Here is a 23,653-nt window from a genome sequence, read left to right as displayed (position 1 = left end):
AATTTATTCCCAGATTCAACATATTTTTCCCATTCCGGGATAAAATCATTTCCTTTGCGGTCAATAAGAAGCTGGTTAACAGATAGTTGAATTTTTGGCCGAATTATGGCCTCTACCTACTTAAACCGTTACCATGAACACGCTCTTCCAACTAATCGAAACCTTCATCCGCCAGCTTGTTACTTCTAAAACCAGCCACCAGAAAATGCCGGCGCTGATACCCCTGCGGGTCATCACAAAGGTTAATCGTGACCAATATTAATTTTAGCTATGTCCACAGCCGTCTCGGTATATCCGAACCCATTCGACCGTTTTATAGAGATTGAGCTCACCTGCGCAGAAGATAGAGATTGCATTATTCTGCTCGCCAACCTGAAAGACAACAGGATCATCCGGATGCTCGGCGCCGGACTTGAAAAAGGAGTGAATAAGATCCCCCTGGGTGACCTGCAGTCCCTGCAATTGGGCTCCTACCAGCTGGATATTAAAGATCCCACGGGAGACACCATCTACAAGACCATGCTTGTTAAGCAATAAAGATATGAGCAGCCTTCGACGACAGGAAACAGGAGCACTTCGGTGCTCTTTTCTGTTTGTAGCCATTCCGTCTAATGGGGAGCAATAAATACTGTCTCCATCTCCTCCAGCGTCTTGCCCTTCGTTTCCTTTACAACCCTCCAGCTGAAAAAGAAATTAACGATGCTGCACCCGGCAAAGATCCAGAATGTGACGGCCGCACCAGCCTTTTCCAGCATCCAGGGAAAGAACTGCCCCACCATCCAGACGGCGATCCACAATGCCAGGGTACAGATGGACACGGCTTTCACCCGTATGGCTGTAGGAAAGATCTCGTTGATGATGATCCAGGTCACTGGTCCCAATGAAAAAGCAAAGCAGGCGATGAACATCAACATGAGGACCAGCAGCAGCAGCCCGTGCGTCTTTCCGGTGTAAAAAAGCACACCACAGAAAACAAGAGAGAAGATGATTCCACTGAGCCCGGTGATGAGCAGGAATTTACGACCGTATTTATCGGACCACAGTAATGCGACAATAGTAAAAAGTACATTGATCGCGCCGACGATCACCTGGAAGATCAGCGCATTGCTGCCCCCTATCCCAGCCGCTTCAAAAATGCTGGGTCCATAATAGATGATGGCATTGATACCTGAGAACTGCTGGAACACGGCCAGCACGATCCCTATCAGCAGGGGCAGACGCAAAGGGCCTTCCAGCAAGGATATTTTTTTCGCGGATGCCTTGCGGGCTGCCTCTTCCATATCCGCCAGCTCTTTGTCCGCCACCCGCTCCGGCCTGATGGTGCCGAGCACGGCGCGCGCCTTTACATGCTCCCTGATGGATATCAGCCAGCGGGGACTCTCGGGCACTTTGAATAAAAGGAGAAGGAATAGCAGGGAAGGCGCAGCCATCACCAGGAACATCGGCCTCCAGATCTCATTTGAAAAACCACCCGCTCCCAATGAAAGGAACAATGCATTGGATAGATATGCCAGCAGGATACCCACCGTGATCGCCAGCTGATAATAAGCGATCATCCGCCCCCTGCTGTCGGCCGGCGCGAACTCCGCTATCAGCATGGGAGATATGACGGAAGCCATTCCTACACCTACACCGCCAACAATACGGGCAGCGATCAGCCAGTCGACATCGGCCGCAAAAGCGCAGCCAATGGCGGATAGCAGGAACATCCCTGCCGCAAGGAGAACGGTCCGCTTGCGGCCGATGCGGTCGCTCAGGACGCCAGTGACCAGCACACCGATGATACATCCCGCCAGTCCGCTGCTCACCAGCCAGCCTTCCTGCACCGTACCCAGGGAAAATTGTGCTTTAATTAATCCGATGGCCCCTGAAATAACAGCCGTGTCAAAGCCGAACAGCAATCCGCCAAGGGCTACGGTCATGCATATGTAATTGGTTCTTGCAGCAAAATTCATATGGCGAAAATGATGTTTTAGGGATTTTTCCGTACATAAGCCTTCATGGTGGCGCATTGCTTTCCTGCGCTCTCCCCATACGGCGTAACACTGTATTCCTTCACGAACTCCGGCACGACAAAGGTCTCTGCATAATGCACCACAAACGGCTCGAACGCGCCGGAAGGGCTCTCCACCAGCACCTCCCGCCCTTCCACCAGGTTCAGCACATGCACGCTGCCATTCGTCTGATGAACCACCGTATCTGTGAACCAATGCCGGCGCGTCTCTATGAACTCTCTTTCATGCAGCCCCGTACGCTCTTCTCTCCAACCTTCGCCTTCCGCCACCGTCTCCACCGTATTGATCAGCTCCTTCTTTGTTCGCTCCGGGGTCATGGTCCAGTCGATGACATGCTTGCCATGACCGATATTGATGGGACGTGGCTTGCCGTCCAACCCCATTCTTCCCCAATCCCAAAGCTTGAATGTAAAAATATAAGGAGTGGCGCTGATCTCCAGCACCATGCTGTTCCTACCGGAACAATGGACGGTGCCTGCAGGTATCAATACATGATCGTGTTTCTTTACGGGCCACCTGGCGACATATTTTTCTGCATCAAAACAAGTGCTGCTGTCCTGCGCTTCCTCCAGTTCGCAGATCATCGCTGCGGGAGAAATGCCATCCTTCAGTCCCAGGTATACACAGGCATCGTCTCCTGCATCCAGCATGTAATAACTTTCATCCTGGGTATACTGCATTCCGAAATGCTCCCGGATGTATTCCGTGGTAGGATGCACCTGCAAGCTTAGGTTCCCCCCACCCATCGTGTCCAGGAAGTCAAACCGTATAGGAAATTCATCCCCAAATCTCGCCTGTACGGCATCTCCCAGCAATTTACGCGACTGTGCGAATACAAGATTGATACCCGGCGTTTCGAAAAGTATGTCATTGAATCGCAGCAGCAGCGAATTTTCCTCCGGCACACAGTCGAAACACCAGGCATAATTCGCCTGTGCACCATCGAGCCCGCAATGCTGCTTCATCCATTGCCCTCCCCAGGGACCGGGATCGAAGAATGGCACCAGCCGGAAAGGCTGCGACACGGCCTGACCATAGGCTTTATTCAACGCAGCTCCCGTCACCAGCTTTGGCTGTTCGCGTATAGTCGTGTCCACCACCAGGTCCCATCTGTCCATCAACATCTTCTTGTGCCTGTCACATACCCGCCAGTCGACAAAAAACGCTTGCTTGTATTGCAGAGCCGCTTTGGCATTCTTATCCGTAAAGCCAAGATTGGCCACTTCATTACGTCGGAAACGCAGCTGGCCTTCCCATCGCGGCATGTCGAAATATACCACCAGGTGCGCCTCCGGAACCACCAGCGCAGCGCCTGGGCCATATACGATGATCACCCCCTCTTTCTTACCATCGATCTTTCCCCGCATGGCACCGATGGCTTCCCCGTCGAAAAGGTCCCGCAGCTCGAGCCGGGTGATGCGACCAAACACTTCATCGTCCGTAACATCAGGATGCAGCATGGGCCTCAGCTTTTCTTCCGGCAGCATGCAAGCCTTGGACAAATGAAACATCCCTTTTACCCCTTCCTGTAGCCGGACCAGCACCTCCTCGTCATCAACGCCCTGGTAGCATTCCATGGCAACAACCTTTTTCTTCCCGGGCAAACGATCGATCTTCTCACTGATGATCCGACAAGTCTCATTCCAACCTTCCCAACATTCTGCCGCATCTTCCCTGACCCTGATAAAAGGGCCTTTATCATAATTTGATATCATAGCTCATTATACCTTGTGCTGCAGGCAATGCACAACTCCTAATATACCTGCGTCGCTTAATAATTGTGTAGCTCTTATCTGTACCCTTCCCCAGGGACACCAGACATGTGGCAGCACTTTCTCCGTCACATACGGCAGTACCTCGTCGGCGCGGTGCATCACACCACCCCCCAACACCACTACTTCGGGGTCATACGCATGGATCAGGTTAATGACACCCGCCGACCAGCTGTCCAGGCATTGCTGTCGGACATGAATAGCCAGCTTGTCCCCTGCCCCGGCCGCATCAAAAATGGCGGCCATATCGATCGTCCCGGCCTTCGACAACATACTGGCTGCATAGTCCGGGGATCTTTTCACCGTACCTTCCAGGCTCCAGGTTGAGCCGTATGCTTCCACACAGCCAATGTTTCCGCAATTACAGGGCCTTCCGTCATATTTGATGGACAAATGCCCGCCCAGGATCCCGGCCTGGAAATGACGGCCCCGCAGCAGCTTGCCTTCGATGATAGCCGAAGTGCCGATGCCCGTTCCAATGGTCATGACCACCAGGTCCTCCGTATCCCGCCCAGCTCCATATTTCCATTCTCCCACAGTGGCCATCCTGGCATCATTATCCATGAAAAAAGGCACCCCCCAGGCACGCTTTGCCCAGGCTTCCAGGTCAAGCTCCCGGGCATCTGCATATGCTTTATTCGTGGATAATATCCGCTTCCGGACTGGATCCACCAGACCGGGAAAAGCCAGACCCGCTCCGGATAAGACGGCGCCACGGGCGGCCAGCATAGCGTCTATCTCCTCCTTTACGACCTGCAATCCGGCAGCCAATCCCCCCTCCGGCCGGGCAGCGATGACCTTTTTAGCCACTACCGCGCCCCCGCTCACCAATCCGATCTTCACACGGGTACCCCCTAAATCAATGCCTGCGAAGTAATTTTCCATTTTTCTATATGTTCAGACATATGAACTTAGGTAAAGATAGTTTTTCGCCCGATATAAACGAGTATCCTTCCGTAAATTTTTTTCATTTTACCTTTGAGGTATGACTAAGCTTTCTGTGAATATCAACAAGTTCGCCACCTTGCGCAACAGCCGGGGAGGCAATAACCCGGACGTGGTGAAGGCAGCCATCGACGCACAGCTTTTTGGCGCAGACGGAGTGACTGTACATCCCCGTCCCGACGAACGGCATATCCGTTACCAGGACGTTTATGAGATCAAAAAGATCATAACGACTGAATTCAACATCGAAGGCAATTCCCAGGAACAGAAATTCGTAGACCTGGTGCTGGACGTCCGTCCTCACCAGGTGACCCTGGTCCCGGACGCATTGGGACAGATCACTTCCAACCATGGATGGGACACCATCCGTCATAAAGATTACCTCGTGGAGATCGTGGGAAAATTCAAGGCAGCAGGCATCCGGGTCTCCCTTTTCGTGGATCCGGTCATACCCATGGTGGAAGGTGCGGCGGCAACAGGTACTGACCGTATCGAGCTGTATACCGAGGCTTATGCCCACGGATTTCATACGGACAGGGAAAAGGCCATAGCACCGTATCGTGCCGCCGCCATACGGGCCGCCGAACTGGGACTGGGGCTCAATGCCGGTCATGATCTGGACTTGCAGAACCTGGCCTTTTTCGCGCATAATATTCCCGGATTGGCAGAAGTATCCATTGGCCACGCCCTGATCAGTGATGCCCTTTACCTGGGATATGAGAATACGATACAGCTGTACAAACGGCAACTACAATAAAGAATGCGTATACGCTGATAAACGACGACCATTTATCCCGGATTCTCCAACTTTATATCCGAAATGTCCCACTTCGGTACAAAAGTCTTCTCCCGGCGCTGCAACTATTTTATATTTGGATAGCTACACATTGTTAACACCAAAACGCTCGAATATGAAATACATGCTGCTGGTACTACTCCACTTCGGAATTTTTTCCGTTACACATGCTCAATTGACAATGCTCCCCAATGGCGGAAATAAAAAAGCCTCGGTCAGCGAATGGGTCGGCATTACAAACGTGACGATCACTTACAACCGCCCCGGCGTAAAAGGCAGGGAAGGACAGATCTGGGGAAAGCTGGTCGCCACGGGCTACACGGACCAGGGATTTGGCACGAGCAAGGCAGCTCCCTGGAGAGCCGGCGCCAACGAGAACACCACCATTGAATTCAACACGGATGTAAAGATCGAAGGACAAACGCTCCCCGCCGGGAAATACGCATTATTCATTGCTTATGACCCCGCCGAATGCACGCTGATCTTCTCCAGGAATTATACTTCCTGGGGCAGCTTTTTTTACGATCCCAAAGAGGACGCGCTGCAGGTGAAAGTAAAGCCCGTTGCACTGGACAACAGCGTGGAATGGCTGCGCTATGAGTTTAAAGACCAGAAGGAAAGCTCCGCTACCATCGCTTTGGAATGGGAAAAGGTTTCTATCCCCTTTAAAGTGGAGACCGATTATATACAGACGCAATTAGCATCCTTCCGCAGGGAGCTGCGCAGCGACAAGGGATTCACCTGGAACGCCTGGGTGACGGCGGCACAGTTCTGCATTCAGCACAATACAAATCTGGACGAAGCCCTGGACTGGTCCAACACGGCCATCAGCGGAACTTTCATCGGACAGAAGAATTTCCAGACGCTGTCCACCAAGGCGCAGGTCCTTGCCCTACAGGGGAAATCCTCCGAAGCCGATGCCATCATGAAGGAGGCACTGCCGCTGGGCCAGGTAGCAGATGTCCATCAATATGCCCGCATGCTGCTGACCCAGAAAAGATCCAAAGAAGCGTTTGACGTCTTCAAGCTGAACTACGACCGGCATCCCAATGAATTCACCACGAATATGGGCATGGCCCGGGCTTGGTCCGCCATGGGAGACTACAAAAAGGCAATAGCTTTTATACAGAAAGCGCAGCCACAGGCGCCCGATAAGCTGAATAAGGACAATATCGACAAATCCCTGAAAATGCTGCAGGAAGGCAAGGATATCAATTAAAGGAGGGCGCATAGCCCTTCTTCTAATTACATCCCAACAGCTCGCAGAGCTTGGCCTGCAAGTCCGGACCACGAAGGTTACGGGCGACTATTTTGCCGCTGGGATCTATGAGGTAATTCTGGGGAATGCTTTGAATGTGATATTTCACGGCCACCTCATTGTACCAGTACTTCAGATCGCTCACCTGCGTCCAGGACAGGCCATCGTCCTTAATGGCCTTGACCCAGGGTTCCTTTGCCTTGTCCAGGGACACGCCTAATACCGTGAAATTCTTATCCTTGAATTTTTTATACGTACTGACTACATTGGGGTTTTCCATCCGGCAAGGTCCGCACCAGCTGGCCCAGAAATCCACCAGCACATACTTTCCCTTAAACGAGGAAAGGGTCACAGCCTTGCCGGCAGTATCGCTTTGAGAGAAATCGATCGCCTCGGACCCCACCGCCCCGATCTTCGCTTCGTCGATCTGCTTTTTCAGGTATTGCCCATAGTATCCTTTCTGCACCTCAGGAGAAAGGGAAGTAAGCCTTTTTTCCTGCGCTGTCACATCCTCCGAAAGCTGGTTCAACACTACCAACACAAACGGCGAAACATAGGACGACTTTTTAGCGGCAATAAAATGGTCCAGCTGCATCAGCGTCGAATCCGCGACGCTCTTATATACTTTGAAGAGGGAATCCTTGCTTTTCGCACCTGCCGGCGAATTAGCCAGCTGCATGACGCCGTTGATCCGGGTGAAATAAGGATTGAACTCCTTCTGGAACTGTTGAAAATCATCGTTGGAAGCAGACCCCTTCGTCACCAGCCCCTTCAGATCTTCGATTGCCCCGGTAACACTGATATTGTCATTCCCCATGAAGAGGGGCGCCTTATTCTTAGCGCTGCCCAGGTTCAGCTCGAACAGATTAGGCTCCTGAACATGCCCGTTCAGCACAAAATGGCCGCCTTTTGCATGTCCCTGTGACAGCGTATCGGCGGGGTTGGATACATCCGTAAGGAACACCAGCTCATTTTCCGCCAATCCTTTGACATCACCCGTGATGATGAATTGAGCATCCTTCTTTTCCTGGCCGAAAGTGAGCAGCGGCAACAGCCCCAATATTCCAAAAAACCTCTTCATATAATAATTATTTTTTATGTCTTTCTTTTAAGATATCCGTCACGTCCTGCAAATTATAACCTTTTGCGTTTAATAAGATCAAATAGTGAAAAAGCAGGTCGGCCGCCTCGTTCAGGAACAGACCTTCATCCTGATCTTTTGCTTCGATCACCAGCTCTACCGCCTCCTCTCCCACTTTCTGGGCTATTTTGTTGATCCCTTTATGAAAAAGGCTTGCCACATAAGATCCGGACGGATCGGCCTGCTGACGGCGCTGCTGTATGATCTCCTCCAGACAGGTGAGAAAATCCTCGTTATGGTTCTTCTCGTCCCAGCAGGTATCAGCTCCCGTATGGCATACAGGCCCCAGCGGTTCCGCCTTGATCAGTAAAGTATCACGATCACAGTCCAGGGCGAGGCTTTTCAGAAGGAGGTAATTGCCGCTCTCCTCCCCTTTGGTCCATAGCCGCCCCTTGCTCCGGCTGAAAAAGGTGACCTTCCCTTCCTTTTCAGTCTTATCCAGCGCTTCCTGGTTCATGAATCCCAGCATCAGCACTTTTTGCGTGGTGGCGTCCTGTATAATGGCCGGAACCAGCCCATCCCCGTATTTTCCAAAATCTACGTTCATATCTGGTATCTTATCGCTAATATCTTACTGCAATATGTTGATCCTGCAAATATCCTTTTAATTCCGGAATTGTGATTTCCTTAAAATGGAAGATGCTGGCAGCCAGGGCCGCGTCCGCCTTTCCTTCGCCCAGGACATCCACAAAATGCTCCATTGTTCCCCCTCCGCCGGAAGCGATCACTGGAACAGGCAGCGCGCCCGCCAGCTCCCGGGTAATATCCAGCGCAAAACCTTTTTTGGTGCCGTCATTGTTCATAGATGTCAGCAGGATCTCTCCAGCTCCCCTGTCTACTCCCTGCCGGGCCCAGTCCGCACAAAGCATATCCGTCTTCACCCTCCCCCCATTGAGGTATACATACCACCGCCCATCTGCTTCCTTTTTGGTATCGATGGCCAATACCACGCATTGGCTGCCGAACTCCCTGGCCAGCTCGTTGATAAGCTCCGGCCGGCGGTAGGCGGACGTATTTACGGAGATCTTATCCGCACCGTTTTGCAGCAGCAGGCTTACATCCTCCACACTGCTGATCCCTCCCCCTACCGTAAACGGAATATTGATATGGTGCGCGATCCGGTTCACAAGCTCTCTCAGCGTCTTTCGTTTTTCATTGGTGGCGGTGATGTCCAGGAATACCAGCTCATCAGCACCCTGCTGCGCATACAGCGCGCCCAGCTCCACGGGGTCGCCTGCATCCCGGATATTTTCAAAATTCACCCCTTTGACGGTCCGGCCGTCTTTGATATCGAGACAGGGTATGATCCTTTTTGTCAGCACGGGTTATTTTTTAGTTGTTAATGCGACCCTGGAAAGTTCCTGCAACGTAATGCGCCCTTCATAGATCGCCTTCCCGATGATTACCCCCTTGCACCCGGCCTCCTCCAGCCTGTGAACATCATCCAGCTCGCTGACGCCCCCGCTGGCGATGAAATGCAGCTGAGGGAACTTGCCGACGATGTTCTTATACAGGTCCAGCGAAGGCCCCTGCAACAGGCCATCCTTGCTCACATCCGTGCAAAACACCTGCCGGATGCCCTTTCCTGAATAGTCTTCAATGAAATCATAGACCCATTTATCAGTGGTTTCCAGCCACCCCCCCACGGCGATCTTTTCATTTTTTACATCGGCTCCCAGGAAAAAACGTTCTGCGCCGTATTGCTCCAGAAACCCCACAAAAACTTCCGGCTCCTTTACCGCAAGACTTCCGATAGTAGCCAGCGCAGCACCCGAGTTAAAAATAATATCCACATCGGCTGCCGTCTTTATACCGCCTCCAAAGTCGATGACCAGTCCTGTCTTGCCAGCCAGTGCTTCCAGCACCTTCCAGTTCCTAACGGCGCCTGCCTTCGCGCCATCCAGGTCCACCAGGTGCAGCCGCTGCAGACCGGCATCCTCGAAGGCCCTGGCCACTTCCAGGGGATGTTCGTTATATACTTTTTTCTGTGCATAGTCCCCCTGTGTGAGACGAACGCACTTGCCATCGATGATGTCTATTGCCGGTATGATCTCCACTTCCTTATCGCTTAAATATTTTCTAAAAAATTCTTTAATATTTGTTCCCCCACCGCCGCCGATTTCTCCGGGTGGAACTGCACGCCATAAAAATTGTCTCTGTGCAGTCCTGAGCTATACGGCAAGCCATAGCTGGTCGTCGCAATGGTATGCCTGCCCAGGTCGGCATAATAGCCGTGCACGAAATAGCAAAAGCTATTCTCCTTCAGTCCATCGAACAGCGGGGTCTTCAGGTCATAGATATTGTTCCAGCCGATTTGCGGAACCTTCAGACCCTCTCCCCCGGAGAACTTTTTCACCTTTTCTTCGAAGATGCCCAGGCAGTCCGTATCGTTCTCCTCACTGTAGCTGCACATGAGCTGCATGCCCAGGCAGATACCCAGCACAGGCTGATTCAACTCTTTTAACAGCTTGTCCAGCCCCCTGCCTTTGAGATATTCCATGGCCGTGCTGGCTTCTCCCACCCCCGGGAAAATGACCTTACCGGCACTGCGGATCTGGTCCGGATCATCCGTCACGACAGCCTCTTGCCCGATCCGCTCCAGCGCATACAGCACCGATTGAATGTTACCTGCATTGTATTTGATGATGACGGTGTTCATATCATGCCCCCAGGATAGGTTTTAAAAAGGCCGCCGTAGCAGCATTGATGTCTTTGGCATTTTCCAATGCTTTGATATAGGCGGTTCCGATGATGGCCCCATTGGTATATTTACAAGTGGTCTCAAAAGTATTTTTATCCTTGATCCCGAATCCCACCAGCACAGGGTTCCTCAGTCGCATCTCATGGAGCTTTTCGAAGTATGCCCGCTGCCCATTCAAATCCTTGTCCTTTCCCGTAGTGGAAGAGGAGGATACGGCATAGAGGAACCCGGAGCTCAGGGAGTCTACTTTAGCTATCCGCTCGGGGAAAGTCTCGGGCGTAATGAGAAATACAAAATCCAGCCCATACTTTTTGATCACCGGGCCATACTCGGTTTCGAACTCATAGATCGGGAGGTCGGGCAGGATAAGACCGTCGATCCCTACCGCCGATGCCGCTGCACAGAATTTTTCGAAGCCGTACTGCAGGACGGGGTTCATATAGCCCATCAGCAGCACAGGCAGCCGGATGGTCGTCCGGAGCTCCTTTAGCTGTCCGAACAGGGTGGAGATGGACATGCCGTTCTCCAATGCCTTGCTGCCGCTGGCCTGTATCACCGGGCCGTCCGCCAGCGGATCGCTGTAGGGCATGCCCAGCTCGATCATATCGGCCCCATTGTCCTGCAGGGCCTTCATCACTTCCATTGTGCTGTTGAGCCGGGGATAACCGGCCGTACAATAGACGTTCAGCACGCGCTGGTTCTTCTTTCTGAAAAGGTCTGTTATTCTGCTCATAATGATTGCTCCTCCATTGCCCGCATATAGGTGGCCATATCCTTGTCGCCCCGTCCACTGAGACAAAGGACGACCGTATCTTTTTCATTCAGCTGTAATTGGTCCAGCGCCGCTACGGCATGTGCCGATTCCAACGCGGGAATAATGCCTTCCAGCTTTGTAAGCTCAAAAGCCGCCTTCAAGGACTCTTCGTCCGTGGCGCTCAGGAAGGTAGCACGGCCGGTGTCAAATAAATGCGCATGTAAAGGACCGATGCCGGGATAGTCCAGCCCTGCAGAAATGCTATGCGGCTCTACCACCTGTCCGTCTTCCGTCTGCATGACCAGGCTCTTGCTGCCATGGAGAACACCCGGCTTGCCCAACCGGGTCGTGGCAGCGCTCTTCCCGCTGTTGATCCCATGTCCAGCAGCCTCCACCGCCACCAGCTCCACGCTCGGCTCATCGAGGAAATGATAAAAAGCGCCGGCTGCATTGCTGCCCCCGCCCACGCAGGCTATCACATGCGTAGGCAGCTCGCTGCCCGTCTTTTCCTTCAGCTGCGCCCTGATCTCTTCACTGATGATGCTTTGGAACCGGGCCACCATATCCGGGTAAGGATGGGGACCAACGACGCTGCCGATGATATAATGCGTGTCCACCGGGTTGTTGATCCAATCCCGTATGGCCTCATTAGTGGCATCCTTCAATGTCCTGCTGCCGCTGACAGCCGGCACCACCTTTGCACCCAGCATCTTCATACGCGCCACATTGGGCGCCTGCCTTTCGATGTCTTTCTCTCCCATATAGACGATGCATTCGACGCCCTTCAGCGCGCAAACGGTGGCCGTTGCTACGCCATGCTGGCCCGCACCCGTTTCCGCAATGATCCTTTTCTTGCCCAGCCGCTCCGCCAGTAATATCTGCCCGATGGTGTTGTTGATCTTGTGCGCCCCCGTATGATTGAGGTCCTCCCGCTTGAGGAAGATCTCCGTATTGTATTTATTGCTCAGCCGCCGCGCTAAATATAATGGGGAGGGACGCCCTACATAATCTTTCAGCAGGGAATGATATTCTTTCAGGAAAGACGCCTCATGCATGATCTCCAGATAGCGGGTCCGCAGCTCTTCCACGTTGGGATAAAGCATCTCCGGAATGTAAGCGCCCCCAAATTTTCCGTAATACCCTTGCTTATCAGGAGCATAATTTGTAGTCATAATAATATTTTTTAGCCATTGTTCTTCAGGCTGTCAAGTAATGTCCTTATCTTCTTCAGGTCCTTCACGCCGGCGCTTGTCTCAAACTTGCTGTTGATGTCGATAGAGAACATTTTCCTGGCAACAGGCTCCCTGGCGAATACCTTCAGCTTTTCCGCGTCTCCGGGCTCAATGCCGCCGCTTAAAAAGAATAGCTTGTCAATGTGGGCGGATTTCAACGTGCTCCAGTTGAACTTCTTGCCCGTACCCCCATATCCCACGCCTTCCGTATCGAAAAGGAACATATCGCAGGAATCCTGGTAGGGACGTATCAGCCAATCGATAGGGTCATCCTCACCCAGCCGGAATACTTTGATCACCGTAATATAGTTCGACAGCTGCTCGCAAAAACGAGGGGTCTCATCCCCGTGCAGTTGCACCATGTCCAGGCCATAACTATCCACCTGCTTCATGACCTCGTCATAGGTGGCATTGACAAAGACACCTACCTTACCAAGCCGCAGCTTTGCCTTTTTCACCTGCTCTCCCGTCAGATGACGGACTACATACCGGGGTGACTTGGGGTAGAAGATAAACCCCGCAAAATCCACGCCCATGGCGTCCAATTGCTTAACCTGGTCGATCTCGGTCATCCCGCAGACTTTTACTCTCATACAGTGTCCCCCATTGTAACTTTAACTGGTGAATGGATGAGGCAAAAACATATTCGTTAGCTTTGTTAGTTTCCCTTCAGCGCGCTTACAAATTCACCGAAAGCGGCGCCTGGGTCTTTTTCTTTCATAAAATTCTCCCCGATGAGAAATCCGGTGAACCCGGCGTTCTTCATATGGAGGATCGTCTCGATCTTGCTGATACCGCTCTCTGCGATCAGCGTCTTTCCCTTGGGTATCTTCATGCTCAGATCGATGCTGCGCTGTATATCCACCGTGAAGGTCTTCAGGTCGCGGTTGTTCACCCCCACCAGCTCCGTCTCTTCACAGATATGCTCCAGCTCTGCCTCGTTGTGGATCTCTAATAACACCTCCAATCCCAATCCCCTGGCAAATACAGCCAGTCTTTTCACGGCTTCCGGCGTCAGACAAGCCGCTATCAGCAGGATCACGTCCGCACCGATGGCCTTCGCCTCCGTGATCTGGTATTCATCGATGATAAAATCCTTTCGCAGGATGGGGATCTCATTGACACGGGCTTTCCGCAGATCTTCGTCGCCCCCTCCAAAAAAAGTTTCGTCGGTCAGCACGGATAAGCAGGAGGCGCCGGCTGCCGTATACTTTTTCGTCACATCCTCCACATCCACCTGGTCATTTATCACCCCTTTCGAGGGAGACCTTCTTTTAAATTCAGCGATAATGCCTGTTTTGCGCGCATCCTTCAAAACCTCTTTCAAAGACAGCGTTTTGCGGCCAAACAAAGGCCTTCCCCTAAGCATTTCCACCGAAACTTCCTCCTGCCGCCTGGCCACTTCCGTCCGTTTGTGCTGAATTATTTTATCCAGGATATTCATACCTATTGTAATGCAATTAATTTTTTCAATGAATCATAGGCCTTCCCGCTTTCCAGGCTATCCACTGCCGCGGCATAAGCATCGTCGTACTTGCCGAACCCCCCGGTGGAATATAATGCCATGGCCGCATTAGCTAGCACCACCGCATTCTGGGCCCACGTGCCTTCTACCTTCAGGATCCTGGTGAAAAGTTTAGCCGCCTCCTCTATGGAATTCCCCCCGTAAATATCGGTAGCATTTACCATTCGTTTGCCCAATTCTTCCGGCGTCATGATCTTTTCTCCCAGGTGGGTGATGACCTTGGTATCACCCGTGAGAGAGATCTCATCGTATCCATCCAGTCCATGGATGATGGTGTAATAGCCTTCCGTCTGCTGTAGCAGATAATTATAGATCCTGGCCATTTCCAGGTTATAGACGCCTACCAGCTGAAAACGGGGGCCTGCTGGGTTCACCATGGGGCCCAACATATTGAAAAAAGTGCGGACGCCCAGGTTCTTACGGATAGGTCCTACCGTCTTCAGTGCCGGGTGGAACATGGGCGCATGCAGGAAACAGATGCCCGCCGCCTCCACCTCCTGCTTCAGTCTTGCGGAGTCATTCTTGAACTTATATCCCAGCTGCTCCATGACATTGGAAGCGCCGCTGATGCTGGAAGCTCCGTAATTACCATGTTTCGCCACTTTCTGACCAGTGCCGGCCACGATAAAGCAGGCCAGCGTGGATATATTGAAAGTGTTCTTCCCGTCGCCGCCCGTACCCACGATGTCGATGGTGTCATGCCCGTCCAGATCCACCCGTACGCAAAGGTCCAGCAAAGCGTCCCGGAAGCCCTGCAGCTCGTCGATGGTAATGCTGCGCATGAGGAACACCGTAATAAAAGCGGTGATCTCGCTGTCATTGTAGCTTCCCCCGGCTATATTGGTCAGTACTTCCCTGGCCTGTTGCCTGGAAAGGGTCTTGTGCTCGAATAAATATTGTAAGATCTTTTTCATATCTATACTTTCAACCAGTTTTTCAATATTTGCTCCCCTTTGGGGGTTAATACGCTCTCCGGATGGAACTGTACTCCCTGCACGTCAAGGCTCTTATGCCGCAGCGCCATGATATAGTTGTTCTCATCCCGCGCCGTCACCTCCAGGTCCTCAGGAAAACCTTCCTCGCTGATAACCCAACTGTGATAACGGCCTGCCTCCAGTTCCCCGGACATCCCTTCAAACAATCCCCCCGTCTTTATGATCTTCACGGGCGTGGCCACGCCATGATACACCGTGCTGAGATTCGTCAGCTTTCCGCCAAAAGCCTCTCCAATGGCCTGGTGTCCCAGGCATACCCCCAGGATGGATTTGCTGGCGGCATATTCCTTTATCAACGGCAGCAGCAATCCCGCCTCTTCCGGAATGCCCGGACCGGGAGAAAGAATGATCTTGTCAAAGTCTTTCACTTTCTCCAGAGGGATCTTATCATTGCGATGCACTTCCACTTTCTGATGAAGCAGCTTCTCCACCAGGTGCACCAGATTGTAGGTAAACGAGTCGTAATTATCAAATACAAGGATCTTCGGCACTGTACTGGATTTAAATAGTTATTGATGACTAATGTCTTCTGCGAACAAAATGGCCTTTTTCAAAGCGCCCAGCTTATTGTTCACTTCCTGCAATTCGCTTTCCGGCTGGCTCGCGGCAACCACCCCGGCCCCCGCCTGGTAGGTCATGGTATTGTTCATGCTCAGCAGGCTCCGGATCATAATGGCATGATTGCAGCTGCCGTCAAAGCCCATGAACCCGATACACCCTCCATAATAGCTGCGGGGCGTGGGTTCATATTCATCTATCAGCTCCATGGCCTTGAATTTCGGGGCCCCGCTAAGCGTGCCCGCAGGAAAAGTAGTGGCCAACAGCTCGAAAGGATTATAGCCATCCCTCAATTTTCCCCGCACTTCACTGACCAGGTGGATCACATGCGAGTAATATTGCACCTCCCGGTAATGCGCCACCGTCACCTCATCGCAGTTCCGGCTAAGGTCATTGCGCGCGAGGTCCACCAGCATGACATGCTCCGCATTCTCTTTTGCATCTTTCAGTAATTTATCCGCCATCAACTCATCCGTCGCATCGTCGCCGCTCCTTTTAAACGTCCCCGCTATCGGATGTACAATGGCCTCTCCGTTCTGCAGGATCAGCTGTGACTCAGGAGAAGAGCCCATCAGCCTATAATCCCCATAATCGAAGAAGAACAGGTAGGGTGAAGGATTGATGCTGCGCAGCGCCCTGTACACATTGAATTCGTCGCCCGTAAAACCCTGCTGGAAACGGCGGCTCAGCACGATCTGGAAAACGTCACCCCTGTGGCAGCTGCGGATGCCCTTCTTTACGATCTCGATATATTCCTCATCCTTCATATTGGAGGTCTCCTCTCCTTTTATCCGGAATGGGTATACGGGAACATCCTTGCTCTTGATAAGCGACTCGACAAGGGCGACTTCCGATTCCAGGCCCGCGATCTGATTCTCGCAGATGTATAGCTCGTCCTTGAAATGATTGATGGCGATCACATATTGATAGAGCCGGTAACGCATCAAAGGTATCCGCGCGGCATCGTTGTGATGATCCAGTTTTATGGAATCAAAGAATTGTACAGCGTCGAAGGTCGTATAGCCAAAAAGTCCTTGCACGGCTCTCACTGCCTTCTCGGTGGCGGGTTTTGTGTCAAAGCGCTGCATGAACTCCCATAAGAGGCCGGGCGTATCCGACAAGTTGGTCAGAAGCTTCTTTTCAGGCGGCTGCCCTGGCAGCTTGAATTCAATGTTCCGGGTATCGGAGATCTCGATGCCGGCAATGGCATTGATGCAGATAAAGGAATAACTGTTCTCCGCCACGTGATAATCCGTGCTCTCCAACAGGATGGTATCCCGAAACCGGTCCCGCAGCCGCAGGTAGATACCCACGGGCGTAAAGATGTCCGAAAGCAGTCTGCGGCAGTTGGTTTTTATTTCTATTTTCTTCATAATGATTTAATTGTCCAACGATTACACCAGATGACGGACCTGGGGCCCTTCGCTTCATACAAATAAAAAACCCCGGTATACCGGGGCCCAATATGGTAATACATGTAGTAATAGCATTACTTGCCCCGCTTGGAGTTTGTATGCCACCACCACACTTTATTGATGAATTGTTTTGTCATTGCACGGCAAATATGAGCCAGAGAGTTGAATTCTCCAAATTTTTTTTAGTGGGTCAGCATGAACCGGACATGCTCACAATACCCCTTTTGTGCTGGGCAGGTAGTTGCTGAGCGGATCCCTTTTCACCGCCATCCGTATCGCTTTTGCAAAGGCCTTGAAAATGGCTTCGATCTTATGATGCTCATTCTCTCCCCGGCATTCTATATTCAGGTTACATTTCGCTGCATCCGAGAAGGATTTGAAAAAGTGGAAGAACATTTCCGTCGGCATTTCCCCGATGTGCTCCCTTTTGAACTCCGCATTCCAGACGATCCAGCTCCTGCCCCCGAAGTCGATCAGCACTTTTGCGTCAGCCTCATCCATCGGCAGGGCAAACCCATATCTCTCCATCCCCCTTTTGTCCGCCAGCGCCTGGGCAAACGCCTCTCCCAGCGCAATGCCCGTATCTTCGATCGTGTGATGCTCGTCGATGTGCAGATCGCCATTGCTGCGGATGGTGAGGTCCATCTTTCCATGCCGGGCTATCTGCTCCAACATGTGATCGAAGAACCCCAGGCCTGTGACGATAGCAGCCTTACCGCTGCCGTCCACGTTCAATTCGATCTTTATCTGCGTCTCGTTGGTATTGCGCTCATGGATCACTCTTCTCAGGCCCAGTTTCAGGAACTCATAGATCTTGCTCCAATCCTTTGTCTCCAGGGCCACTACTTCGTTCAGCGCTTTTGCATTGTCACTGACCTCTCCGCCGCCCAGCCCCGGTTCGTTGTTCAGCCAGATAGCCCTGCAGCCCAGGTTCTTTGCCAGCTGCACATCCGTGATCCTGTCCCCGATGACAAATGAGTTCTCCAGGTCGTACTCCGGGTTGTCGATGTATTTTGTCAGCATGCCTGTACCCGGTTTGCGGGTGGGGACATTGTCCTTTGCAAGGCTCTTGTCGATATATACGTCGGTGAAATGAATGCCTTCGCCTTCCAGGCTTTTCATGACGAATTGCTGGACGTGCCAGAAAGTTTCTTCAGGGAAGCTCTTTGATCCCAGGCCGTCCTGGTTGGTAACCATCAGGAGCTCATAATCCATTTCACGGGCAATGCGTCCCATGTATTCGAACATATAGGGATAGAATTCAAGCTTGTCGAATGAGTCGATCTGGTAAGTAGGCGGCGCTTCTTTGATCAGCGTACCGTCGCGGTCTATGAACAGGATCCTTTTCATGACGAATTATTGTCTTTTTAATGGTGTCATGCAGTCGCTTGCGCTCGTGTCATGAATGAGCAAAGTTTCGGCAAACCTACGGTAAAATATTTAACCCCTACTTCATCCTCCCCCTGCTTGCCTTCACCTCCGCCACCGTCACCGCACTCGCCTTATTCCCAAAATTATTCCGGACAAACGTCAGCACATCCGCTATCTGCTGATCTGAGAGCACACTCTCCTGAGCCGGCATCGGATTGTGAAAAGTATCCCCGTCAATTTCGATCTGACCACCGGGCAAACCTTTCAACACGATCTGCGCCAGCTTAACCTTGTCCCCCAGTACCCATTTCGTCCTGGACAACGGCGGATTCATATTCGGTGCTCCCCCTCCATCCGCCATGTGGCAAGGCTGGCATGTCGACTCATATACAACCTTACCCCTCGCGATCGAAGCCGCCAAAGCACCTCCTTTGGCAGCAGGCTTCTGTGTCTGCGACATCAATAAAAAGGCCAGCAACGCTGTACTGGCCATAACAAACAGTCTGTTCATATTATTTCTTATAGCTGATCTTCCAAACATTCCCCTTTGAATCATCCGTCACATAAATGGACCCATCAGGCCCCTGTGCCAGACCACAAGGCCGGTAAGTCGCCCTGCCGGAAGCCGTCTTATCAGGCCCCCCGGAGAAATTGTCCGCAAAAACCTCCCATTCACCGCTGGGCTTGCCATTGCTGAACGGTACAAACGCGACAAAATAGCCCTTCTGGGGCTCGGGCGCCCTGTTCCAGGAACCATGAAAAGCAACGAAAGCCCCATTCTTGTATTTCTCGGGGAACTGGTTGCCTGTATAAAATAAAAGACCATTGGGAGCAAGGTGACCGGGAAATGCCACTACAGGGTCCTGGGCATCTTCGGCGCCAGTCTTCTTACTATCACCACCGTATTCGGGCGCCAGGATCTTCTTATGCTGGAATTCATCATAATAGATGTAAGGCCACCCGCAATTGGAACCCTTATGCAGCTCGTACATGCATTCCGCAGGCAGCTCAGCGCTTTGTTTGGTATCATACAGGTCGGGGAAAAGATCGTGCAGTTGATCCCTTCCATGCTGCATCACGAACAAAGTGTTGGTTGCCGTGTTCCAGTCCAGCCCCACTACATTGCGGAGCCCGGTGGCATATCGTACGCCCGTGCCATAGGTCTGTCCGGGCTGGTCGGCTTTGAACTGCCAGATACCACCGGCCGAATCCAATATAGGACATGGCTGCCTGCCGGGCGAGCCTTTGGTTCTGTCCTGCAGCTGGCAGGAATTCGAATAGGCGCCGATATTCACATATAGGTTTCCGTCATTATCCAGGGCGATGGACTTCGACTCATGCTGGTGACGATCGATCAGGCCCGTGACGATCTTCTCCGGATTGTCCGGATTGGTGACATTGAAGTTATCGTCCAGCTTAAATCTGTATACATCTTCGTTGGAAGACGCATAGAGATAGCCTTTCTTTATGGCGATGCCCGTACCACCGAATTTCCCGAAACCTGTGACCTGGTCAGGCTTCCCGTCGCCATTCGTGTCCTGGAGACGATAGATGCCCTTCCCATCCTTCAACCGCTCGAGCTTTACGAAGACCACGCCGTTGGGAGCAATTACTATATGACGCGCTTTACCCAAGCCTTCCGCAACGATACTTGCAGAAAATCCGGACGGCAGCTTGATGCTGGTGTCCTTGGGGATCTCTGCCCCCGCAGCGGGTGTCGATCCTGCTGCCGGCGCCGGTGCTTTATCCGAATTCCCCGCGCATGCGAAAAGTCCCATCATACACAACCCCATGGCAAGGTGCAGGGTCTTGTGCGGAAATGACGTCCGAGACCCACGGTTGGTTCGCTCAGACGTTGGTGATTTTTTAGTTGGCTGTTTCATGGAATGACACTGTTGAATAATGAATGTAATTTACGCGAATGCATCGAGCGCACAATCACTAATTTTTACCTTAGGTTATCTGATATTGGCTTAACGCTTCCAGCAATTTCCGGTTCTCCGACTCCGTGCCGACAGTGATCCGTAAACACCCTTCGCATAGCGCTACTTTGCTCCGGTCGCGAACGACGATGCCCTGGTCCAACAGGTACTGATAAACGGCTCTTGCATCAACGACCTTGACCAGGAGGAAATTGGCATCACTGGGATAGATCTTCCTGACCACGGGGAGCTCAGCCAGCTGATTGTGCATCTGTTCCCGCATGCTCACCAATGCCCTTATCATATCATTCACCTGCCCGGTCTCTTCCAATGCCTTCAAGGCAAGCTCCTGGGTCGCCTGATTGATATTATAAGGAGGTTTCACCTTGTTATAGACATCGATAATGGCTTCACTGGCAAATGCCATGCCCAGGCGAAGCCCCGCCAGCCCCCATGCCTTGCTCATCGTCTGCAATACGACCAGGTTCGGGTAATCCGCCAGCTCCTGGATAAAGCTGCGATGGCGGGAAAAATTGATATACGCCTCATCTACGACCACCAGCCCGGGGAAATTGTTCAGGACCGTCTCTACATCCTGCCGGTCCATGGAATTGGCCGTTGGGTTGTTCGGACTGCAGATCCAGATGATCTTTGTGTTCTCATCCACGAGGTTCTCCAGGTGTACAAGGTCCAGCTGGAAATCATCCAGCAGCGTGGCCCTCCGGACCTCTATGTCATTGATATGAGCGCTGACCTCATACATGCCATAAGTGGGCGGGTTGATTATGATATTGTCCTTGCCCGGTACACAAAAAGCCCGATAGAGGACGTCGATGCATTCATCGCTGCCGTTGCCCAGGAAGATGTGCTTCGGCTCAACGCCCTTGACTTTGCTGAGCGCTTCCTTCAATTTCCATTGCAGCGGGTCGGGATATCGGTTATACCACCGGGTCAGCGGTGATCCCAGGCTATTCTCGTTGGCGTCCAGGAAGACCTGTGCCTCCCCTTTGAATTCATCCCTGGCAGAGGAGTATGGCACCAGCTGCCGGATATTGTCCCTTAATAATTTGTCCAGTTGAAACATACTATATGATTTAAGACACCCTTACCCTCACGGCATCGGCATGCGCCCGCAAGCCCTCGGCCTCGGCCATCTGTATGACAGCAGGGCCGATGCCCCGAATGCCTTCCTGCGTGAGTTGTTGAAATGTGATCTTCTTTACAAAGCTGTCCAGGCTCACACCACTGTAGGCCCTCGCATAGCCGTTGGTAGGCAGCACATGGTTGGTGCCGCTGGCATAATCCCCCGCGCTTTCCGGAGAGAAGTGCCCGATGAAGACGGAACCGGCATTAACGACCTTTTCAGCCAGCTCGGCGGCGTTGTCGCAGGCCAGGATCAAATGCTCGGGTGCATATTCATTCAGGATCTCCATGGCCTGTTTCGCATCCCTGGTAATAAAGGCCCGGCTGAAGGCCAAAGCTTTTGTAGCCACTTCGGCGCGGGGCAGCCGGATCACCTGCTGCTGTACGGCTTCCAACACCCGCTCCGCCACCTGGCGCGAAGGGCAGGCCAGCACCACCTGACTGTCCGGACCATGTTCTGCCTGCGACAGAAGGTCGGCAGCCACGAATCCGGGATGAGCGCTGTCATCGGCATAAACAGCTACTTCGCTGGGACCTGCCGGCATATCAATGGCAACACCATCCTTCTGGATCAGCTGTTTGGCGCAGGTGACATATTGATTACCCGGCCCGAAGATCTTATAAACGGCCGGGATGGTCTCCGTACCATAGGCCATGGCGGCAATAGCCTGCACACCCCCTGCCTTATAGATCTTCGTCACTCCCACCAGCTTTGCGGCATACAGGATGGCAGGATGCAGGCGTCCCTGCGGGTCAGGAGGCGAGCACAATACGATCTCCCGGCACCCGGCCAGCTTGGCAGGTATGCCCAGCATAAGCAAGGTGGAGAACAACGGCGCAGTCCCCCCCGGTATATAAAGCCCAACTTTTTCAATAGCCACCGACTTCCGCCAGCATTGCACCCCCGGCATGGTCTCCACAGCCTCCACCGGCTGCCGCTGGATATTATGAAAGGTCTGGATATGACGCAGCGCCTGCCGGATAGCCAGCTGCAGCTCCTCTCCGACCGCCCCCACCGCAGCTTCCATCTCTTCATTGCCGACCTCCAGATGCTCCGGCGATACCTTGTCGAACTGCAGGGAGAACGCCTTGACGGCAGTGTCTCCGCCTCGCTTCACAGCCGAAAGGATATCGGCCACCTTTTGCTCCAACGCCGTAGTATCCAGCACGGGCCGCGACAGCCATTCCCGCCGCTGCGCCGGGGAAAGCGTATCATACGAACTAATGTCAATCAATTGCATATCGATGTATTAAATGATCATCTTCTCAATAGGAACCACCAGGATGCCCTGGGCGCCCGCATCCTTCAGCCGCTCAATGATATCCCAGAAATCATTTTCATTCAGCACGCTGTGCACGCTGCTCCAGCCTGCTTCAGCCAGCGGTAGCACTGTCGGACTCTTCATGCCCGGCAGCAGCGCAATGATATCCTTCAGCTTGTCGTTGGGAGCGTTCAACAGGATGTATTTCGTATTTCTCGCCCTCTTCACCGCACGTATGCGGAAGAGGAACTTATCCAGGATCGTCTGTTGCTCATCGCTCAGGTTCTTATTCCTGACGAGCACCGCCTGGGATTGCAGGACGGTCTCCACTTCCTTCAACCCGTTCATGAAAAGCGTGCTGCCGCTGCTGACCAGGTCGACGATGGCATTGGCCAGCCCGATTCCGGGCGCGATCTCGACAGACCCGCTGATCTCATGGATATCCGCCTCCACCTTGTTCTTCGCCAGGAATTGACGCACAAGGGTCGGATAGGTCGTGGCGATCCTTTTGCCCTGCAGATAAGTGACATCCGTATACTGTTCTCCCCTGCCTACGGCCACCGACAGGCGGCATTTGCCGAAGCCCAGGTGCTCCACAATGTCCACTTGCTTACAATTCTCATACAGCACATTCTCTCCTACGATACCGATGTCCGCAACTGCGTCCTCCACGTACTGGGGAATATCGTCGTCCCGCAGGAAATAGATCTCCATGGGGAAATTATCCGATTCGGTCCTGAGCTTGTTGACTCCGTTCTTCAGGTCGATGCCGCAGTCCTTCAGGAGCTTGACGGAATCATCGTAGAGTCGTCCCGATTTCTGAATGGCGATTTTTAGCTTCATGCCAA

25 protein-coding genes are annotated in these 23,653 nt (G+C 52.5%); 4 read left to right on the top strand and 21 right to left on the bottom strand.

Annotated elements, in window-relative coordinates:
* Positions 1 to 133 precede the first annotated feature (133 nt).
* Both Q4E93_RS17595 and Q4E93_RS17590 read left to right on the top strand, forming a co-directional pair.
* The gene (locus Q4E93_RS17595; RefSeq protein ID WP_303587418.1) at positions 134 to 262 is read left to right on the top strand and encodes a hypothetical protein; all 129 of its coding nucleotides are present in this window, start codon (positions 134 to 136) and stop codon (positions 260 to 262) included.
* Between the two features lie 8 nt (positions 263 to 270).
* Positions 271 to 537 carry a T9SS type A sorting domain-containing protein gene (locus Q4E93_RS17590; protein ID WP_303587417.1) on the top strand — a complete coding sequence of 89 codons (267 nt, stop codon included), beginning with the start codon at positions 271 to 273 and terminating at the stop codon, positions 535 to 537.
* A gap of 71 nt (positions 538 to 608) precedes the next feature.
* Here the strand turns inward: Q4E93_RS17590 and Q4E93_RS17585 are convergent, their stop codons facing one another.
* From Q4E93_RS17585 to Q4E93_RS17575, 3 genes are read right to left on the bottom strand one after another with little or no spacing between them, the layout of a single operon-like run.
* A complete protein-coding gene (locus Q4E93_RS17585; RefSeq protein ID WP_303587415.1) occupies positions 609 to 1,955 on the bottom strand; it encodes a sugar porter family MFS transporter in 1,347 nt (448 codons plus the stop codon).
* Between the two features lie 17 nt (positions 1,956 to 1,972).
* Positions 1,973 to 3,730: a class I mannose-6-phosphate isomerase gene (locus Q4E93_RS17580; RefSeq protein WP_303587414.1), complete on the bottom strand. Its 1,758-nt coding sequence runs from the start codon at positions 3,728 to 3,730 to the stop codon at positions 1,973 to 1,975.
* 6 nt (positions 3,731 to 3,736) lie between these two features.
* A complete protein-coding gene (locus Q4E93_RS17575; protein ID WP_303587412.1) occupies positions 3,737 to 4,672 on the bottom strand; it encodes an ROK family protein in 936 nt (311 codons plus the stop codon).
* A gap of 100 nt (positions 4,673 to 4,772) precedes the next feature.
* On the opposite strand from Q4E93_RS17575, the gene Q4E93_RS17570 reads away from it, so the two are divergent.
* Positions 4,773 to 5,489, top strand: a complete 717-nt coding sequence (locus tag Q4E93_RS17570; protein WP_303587411.1) for a pyridoxine 5'-phosphate synthase — start codon at positions 4,773 to 4,775, stop codon at positions 5,487 to 5,489.
* A gap of 154 nt (positions 5,490 to 5,643) precedes the next feature.
* Positions 5,644 to 6,747, top strand: coding sequence for a DUF2911 domain-containing protein (locus Q4E93_RS17565; protein WP_303587409.1), 1,104 nt, complete (start codon positions 5,644 to 5,646; stop codon positions 6,745 to 6,747).
* A 22-nt stretch (positions 6,748 to 6,769) separates the two neighbouring features.
* Here Q4E93_RS17565 and Q4E93_RS17560 read toward each other — a convergent pair whose 3' ends face one another.
* The 18 genes from Q4E93_RS17560 to hisG all read right to left on the bottom strand — a co-directional run bounded on the left by Q4E93_RS17560 (position 6,770) and on the right by hisG (position 23,648).
* Complete coding sequence (locus tag Q4E93_RS17560; RefSeq protein ID WP_303587407.1) at positions 6,770 to 7,867, bottom strand: TlpA disulfide reductase family protein; 1,098 nt, start codon at positions 7,865 to 7,867, stop codon at positions 6,770 to 6,772.
* Between the two features lie 7 nt (positions 7,868 to 7,874).
* Positions 7,875 to 8,474 (bottom strand): bifunctional phosphoribosyl-AMP cyclohydrolase/phosphoribosyl-ATP diphosphatase HisIE, encoded by a 600-nt coding sequence (gene hisIE, locus Q4E93_RS17555; protein WP_303587405.1) that lies wholly within the window; start codon positions 8,472 to 8,474, stop codon positions 7,875 to 7,877.
* A 16-nt stretch (positions 8,475 to 8,490) separates the two neighbouring features.
* Positions 8,491 to 9,249, bottom strand: coding sequence for an imidazole glycerol phosphate synthase subunit HisF (hisF, locus tag Q4E93_RS17550; RefSeq protein ID WP_303587403.1), 759 nt, complete (start codon positions 9,247 to 9,249; stop codon positions 8,491 to 8,493).
* Between the two features lie 3 nt (positions 9,250 to 9,252).
* Positions 9,253 to 9,984, bottom strand: a complete 732-nt coding sequence (gene hisA / locus Q4E93_RS17545; RefSeq protein WP_303587401.1) for a 1-(5-phosphoribosyl)-5-[(5-phosphoribosylamino)methylideneamino]imidazole-4-carboxamide isomerase — start codon at positions 9,982 to 9,984, stop codon at positions 9,253 to 9,255.
* An 11-nt stretch (positions 9,985 to 9,995) separates the two neighbouring features.
* Positions 9,996 to 10,586: an imidazole glycerol phosphate synthase subunit HisH gene (hisH, locus tag Q4E93_RS17540; RefSeq protein ID WP_303587399.1), complete on the bottom strand. Its 591-nt coding sequence runs from the start codon at positions 10,584 to 10,586 to the stop codon at positions 9,996 to 9,998.
* A 1-nt stretch (position 10,587) separates the two neighbouring features.
* Positions 10,588 to 11,361 (bottom strand): tryptophan synthase subunit alpha, encoded by a 774-nt coding sequence (trpA, locus tag Q4E93_RS17535; RefSeq protein ID WP_303587397.1) that lies wholly within the window; start codon positions 11,359 to 11,361, stop codon positions 10,588 to 10,590.
* The gene (trpB, locus tag Q4E93_RS17530; RefSeq protein ID WP_303587395.1) at positions 11,358 to 12,554 is read right to left on the bottom strand and encodes a tryptophan synthase subunit beta; all 1,197 of its coding nucleotides are present in this window, start codon (positions 12,552 to 12,554) and stop codon (positions 11,358 to 11,360) included. Before trpB ends, trpA begins: the two co-directional genes overlap by 4 nt.
* A gap of 11 nt (positions 12,555 to 12,565) precedes the next feature.
* Positions 12,566 to 13,207, bottom strand: coding sequence for a phosphoribosylanthranilate isomerase (locus Q4E93_RS17525; protein WP_303587393.1), 642 nt, complete (start codon positions 13,205 to 13,207; stop codon positions 12,566 to 12,568).
* A gap of 65 nt (positions 13,208 to 13,272) precedes the next feature.
* The gene (gene trpC, locus Q4E93_RS17520) at positions 13,273 to 14,058 is read right to left on the bottom strand and encodes an indole-3-glycerol phosphate synthase TrpC (protein WP_303587390.1); all 786 of its coding nucleotides are present in this window, start codon (positions 14,056 to 14,058) and stop codon (positions 13,273 to 13,275) included.
* A gap of 2 nt (positions 14,059 to 14,060) precedes the next feature.
* A complete protein-coding gene (trpD, locus tag Q4E93_RS17515; protein WP_303587388.1) occupies positions 14,061 to 15,053 on the bottom strand; it encodes an anthranilate phosphoribosyltransferase in 993 nt (330 codons plus the stop codon).
* A gap of 2 nt (positions 15,054 to 15,055) precedes the next feature.
* Positions 15,056 to 15,625 (bottom strand): anthranilate synthase component II, encoded by a 570-nt coding sequence (locus Q4E93_RS17510; RefSeq protein WP_303587386.1) that lies wholly within the window; start codon positions 15,623 to 15,625, stop codon positions 15,056 to 15,058.
* Positions 15,626 to 15,643: 18 nt separating this feature from the next.
* Positions 15,644 to 17,065, bottom strand: a complete 1,422-nt coding sequence (locus tag Q4E93_RS17505) for an anthranilate synthase component I family protein (protein ID WP_303587384.1) — start codon at positions 17,063 to 17,065, stop codon at positions 15,644 to 15,646.
* Positions 17,066 to 17,317: 252 nt separating this feature from the next.
* Entirely contained in the window at positions 17,318 to 18,457 is a 1,140-nt protein-coding gene (gene hisB, locus Q4E93_RS17500) for a bifunctional histidinol-phosphatase/imidazoleglycerol-phosphate dehydratase HisB (RefSeq protein ID WP_303587383.1), read from the bottom strand.
* Positions 18,458 to 18,554: 97 nt separating this feature from the next.
* The gene (locus Q4E93_RS17495; RefSeq protein ID WP_303587381.1) at positions 18,555 to 18,989 is read right to left on the bottom strand and encodes a c-type cytochrome; all 435 of its coding nucleotides are present in this window, start codon (positions 18,987 to 18,989) and stop codon (positions 18,555 to 18,557) included.
* A gap of 1 nt (position 18,990) precedes the next feature.
* Complete coding sequence (locus Q4E93_RS17490) at positions 18,991 to 20,259, bottom strand: PQQ-dependent sugar dehydrogenase (RefSeq protein WP_303587379.1); 1,269 nt, start codon at positions 20,257 to 20,259, stop codon at positions 18,991 to 18,993.
* Between the two features lie 172 nt (positions 20,260 to 20,431).
* The gene (hisC, locus tag Q4E93_RS17485; protein WP_303587377.1) at positions 20,432 to 21,484 is read right to left on the bottom strand and encodes a histidinol-phosphate transaminase; all 1,053 of its coding nucleotides are present in this window, start codon (positions 21,482 to 21,484) and stop codon (positions 20,432 to 20,434) included.
* A 10-nt stretch (positions 21,485 to 21,494) separates the two neighbouring features.
* Complete coding sequence (hisD, locus tag Q4E93_RS17480; protein ID WP_303587375.1) at positions 21,495 to 22,784, bottom strand: histidinol dehydrogenase; 1,290 nt, start codon at positions 22,782 to 22,784, stop codon at positions 21,495 to 21,497.
* A 9-nt stretch (positions 22,785 to 22,793) separates the two neighbouring features.
* A complete protein-coding gene (gene hisG, locus Q4E93_RS17475) occupies positions 22,794 to 23,648 on the bottom strand; it encodes an ATP phosphoribosyltransferase (RefSeq protein ID WP_303587374.1) in 855 nt (284 codons plus the stop codon).
* Positions 23,649 to 23,653 lie beyond the last annotated feature (5 nt).

Source organism: Flavitalea plasmicola (genome assembly GCF_030546645.1).
Classification (GTDB): Bacteria; Bacteroidota; Bacteroidia; order Chitinophagales; family Chitinophagaceae; genus Puia.
Note: the sequence above shows the minus strand (reverse complement) of the source record. Positions and strands in the feature narration are given on the sequence as shown.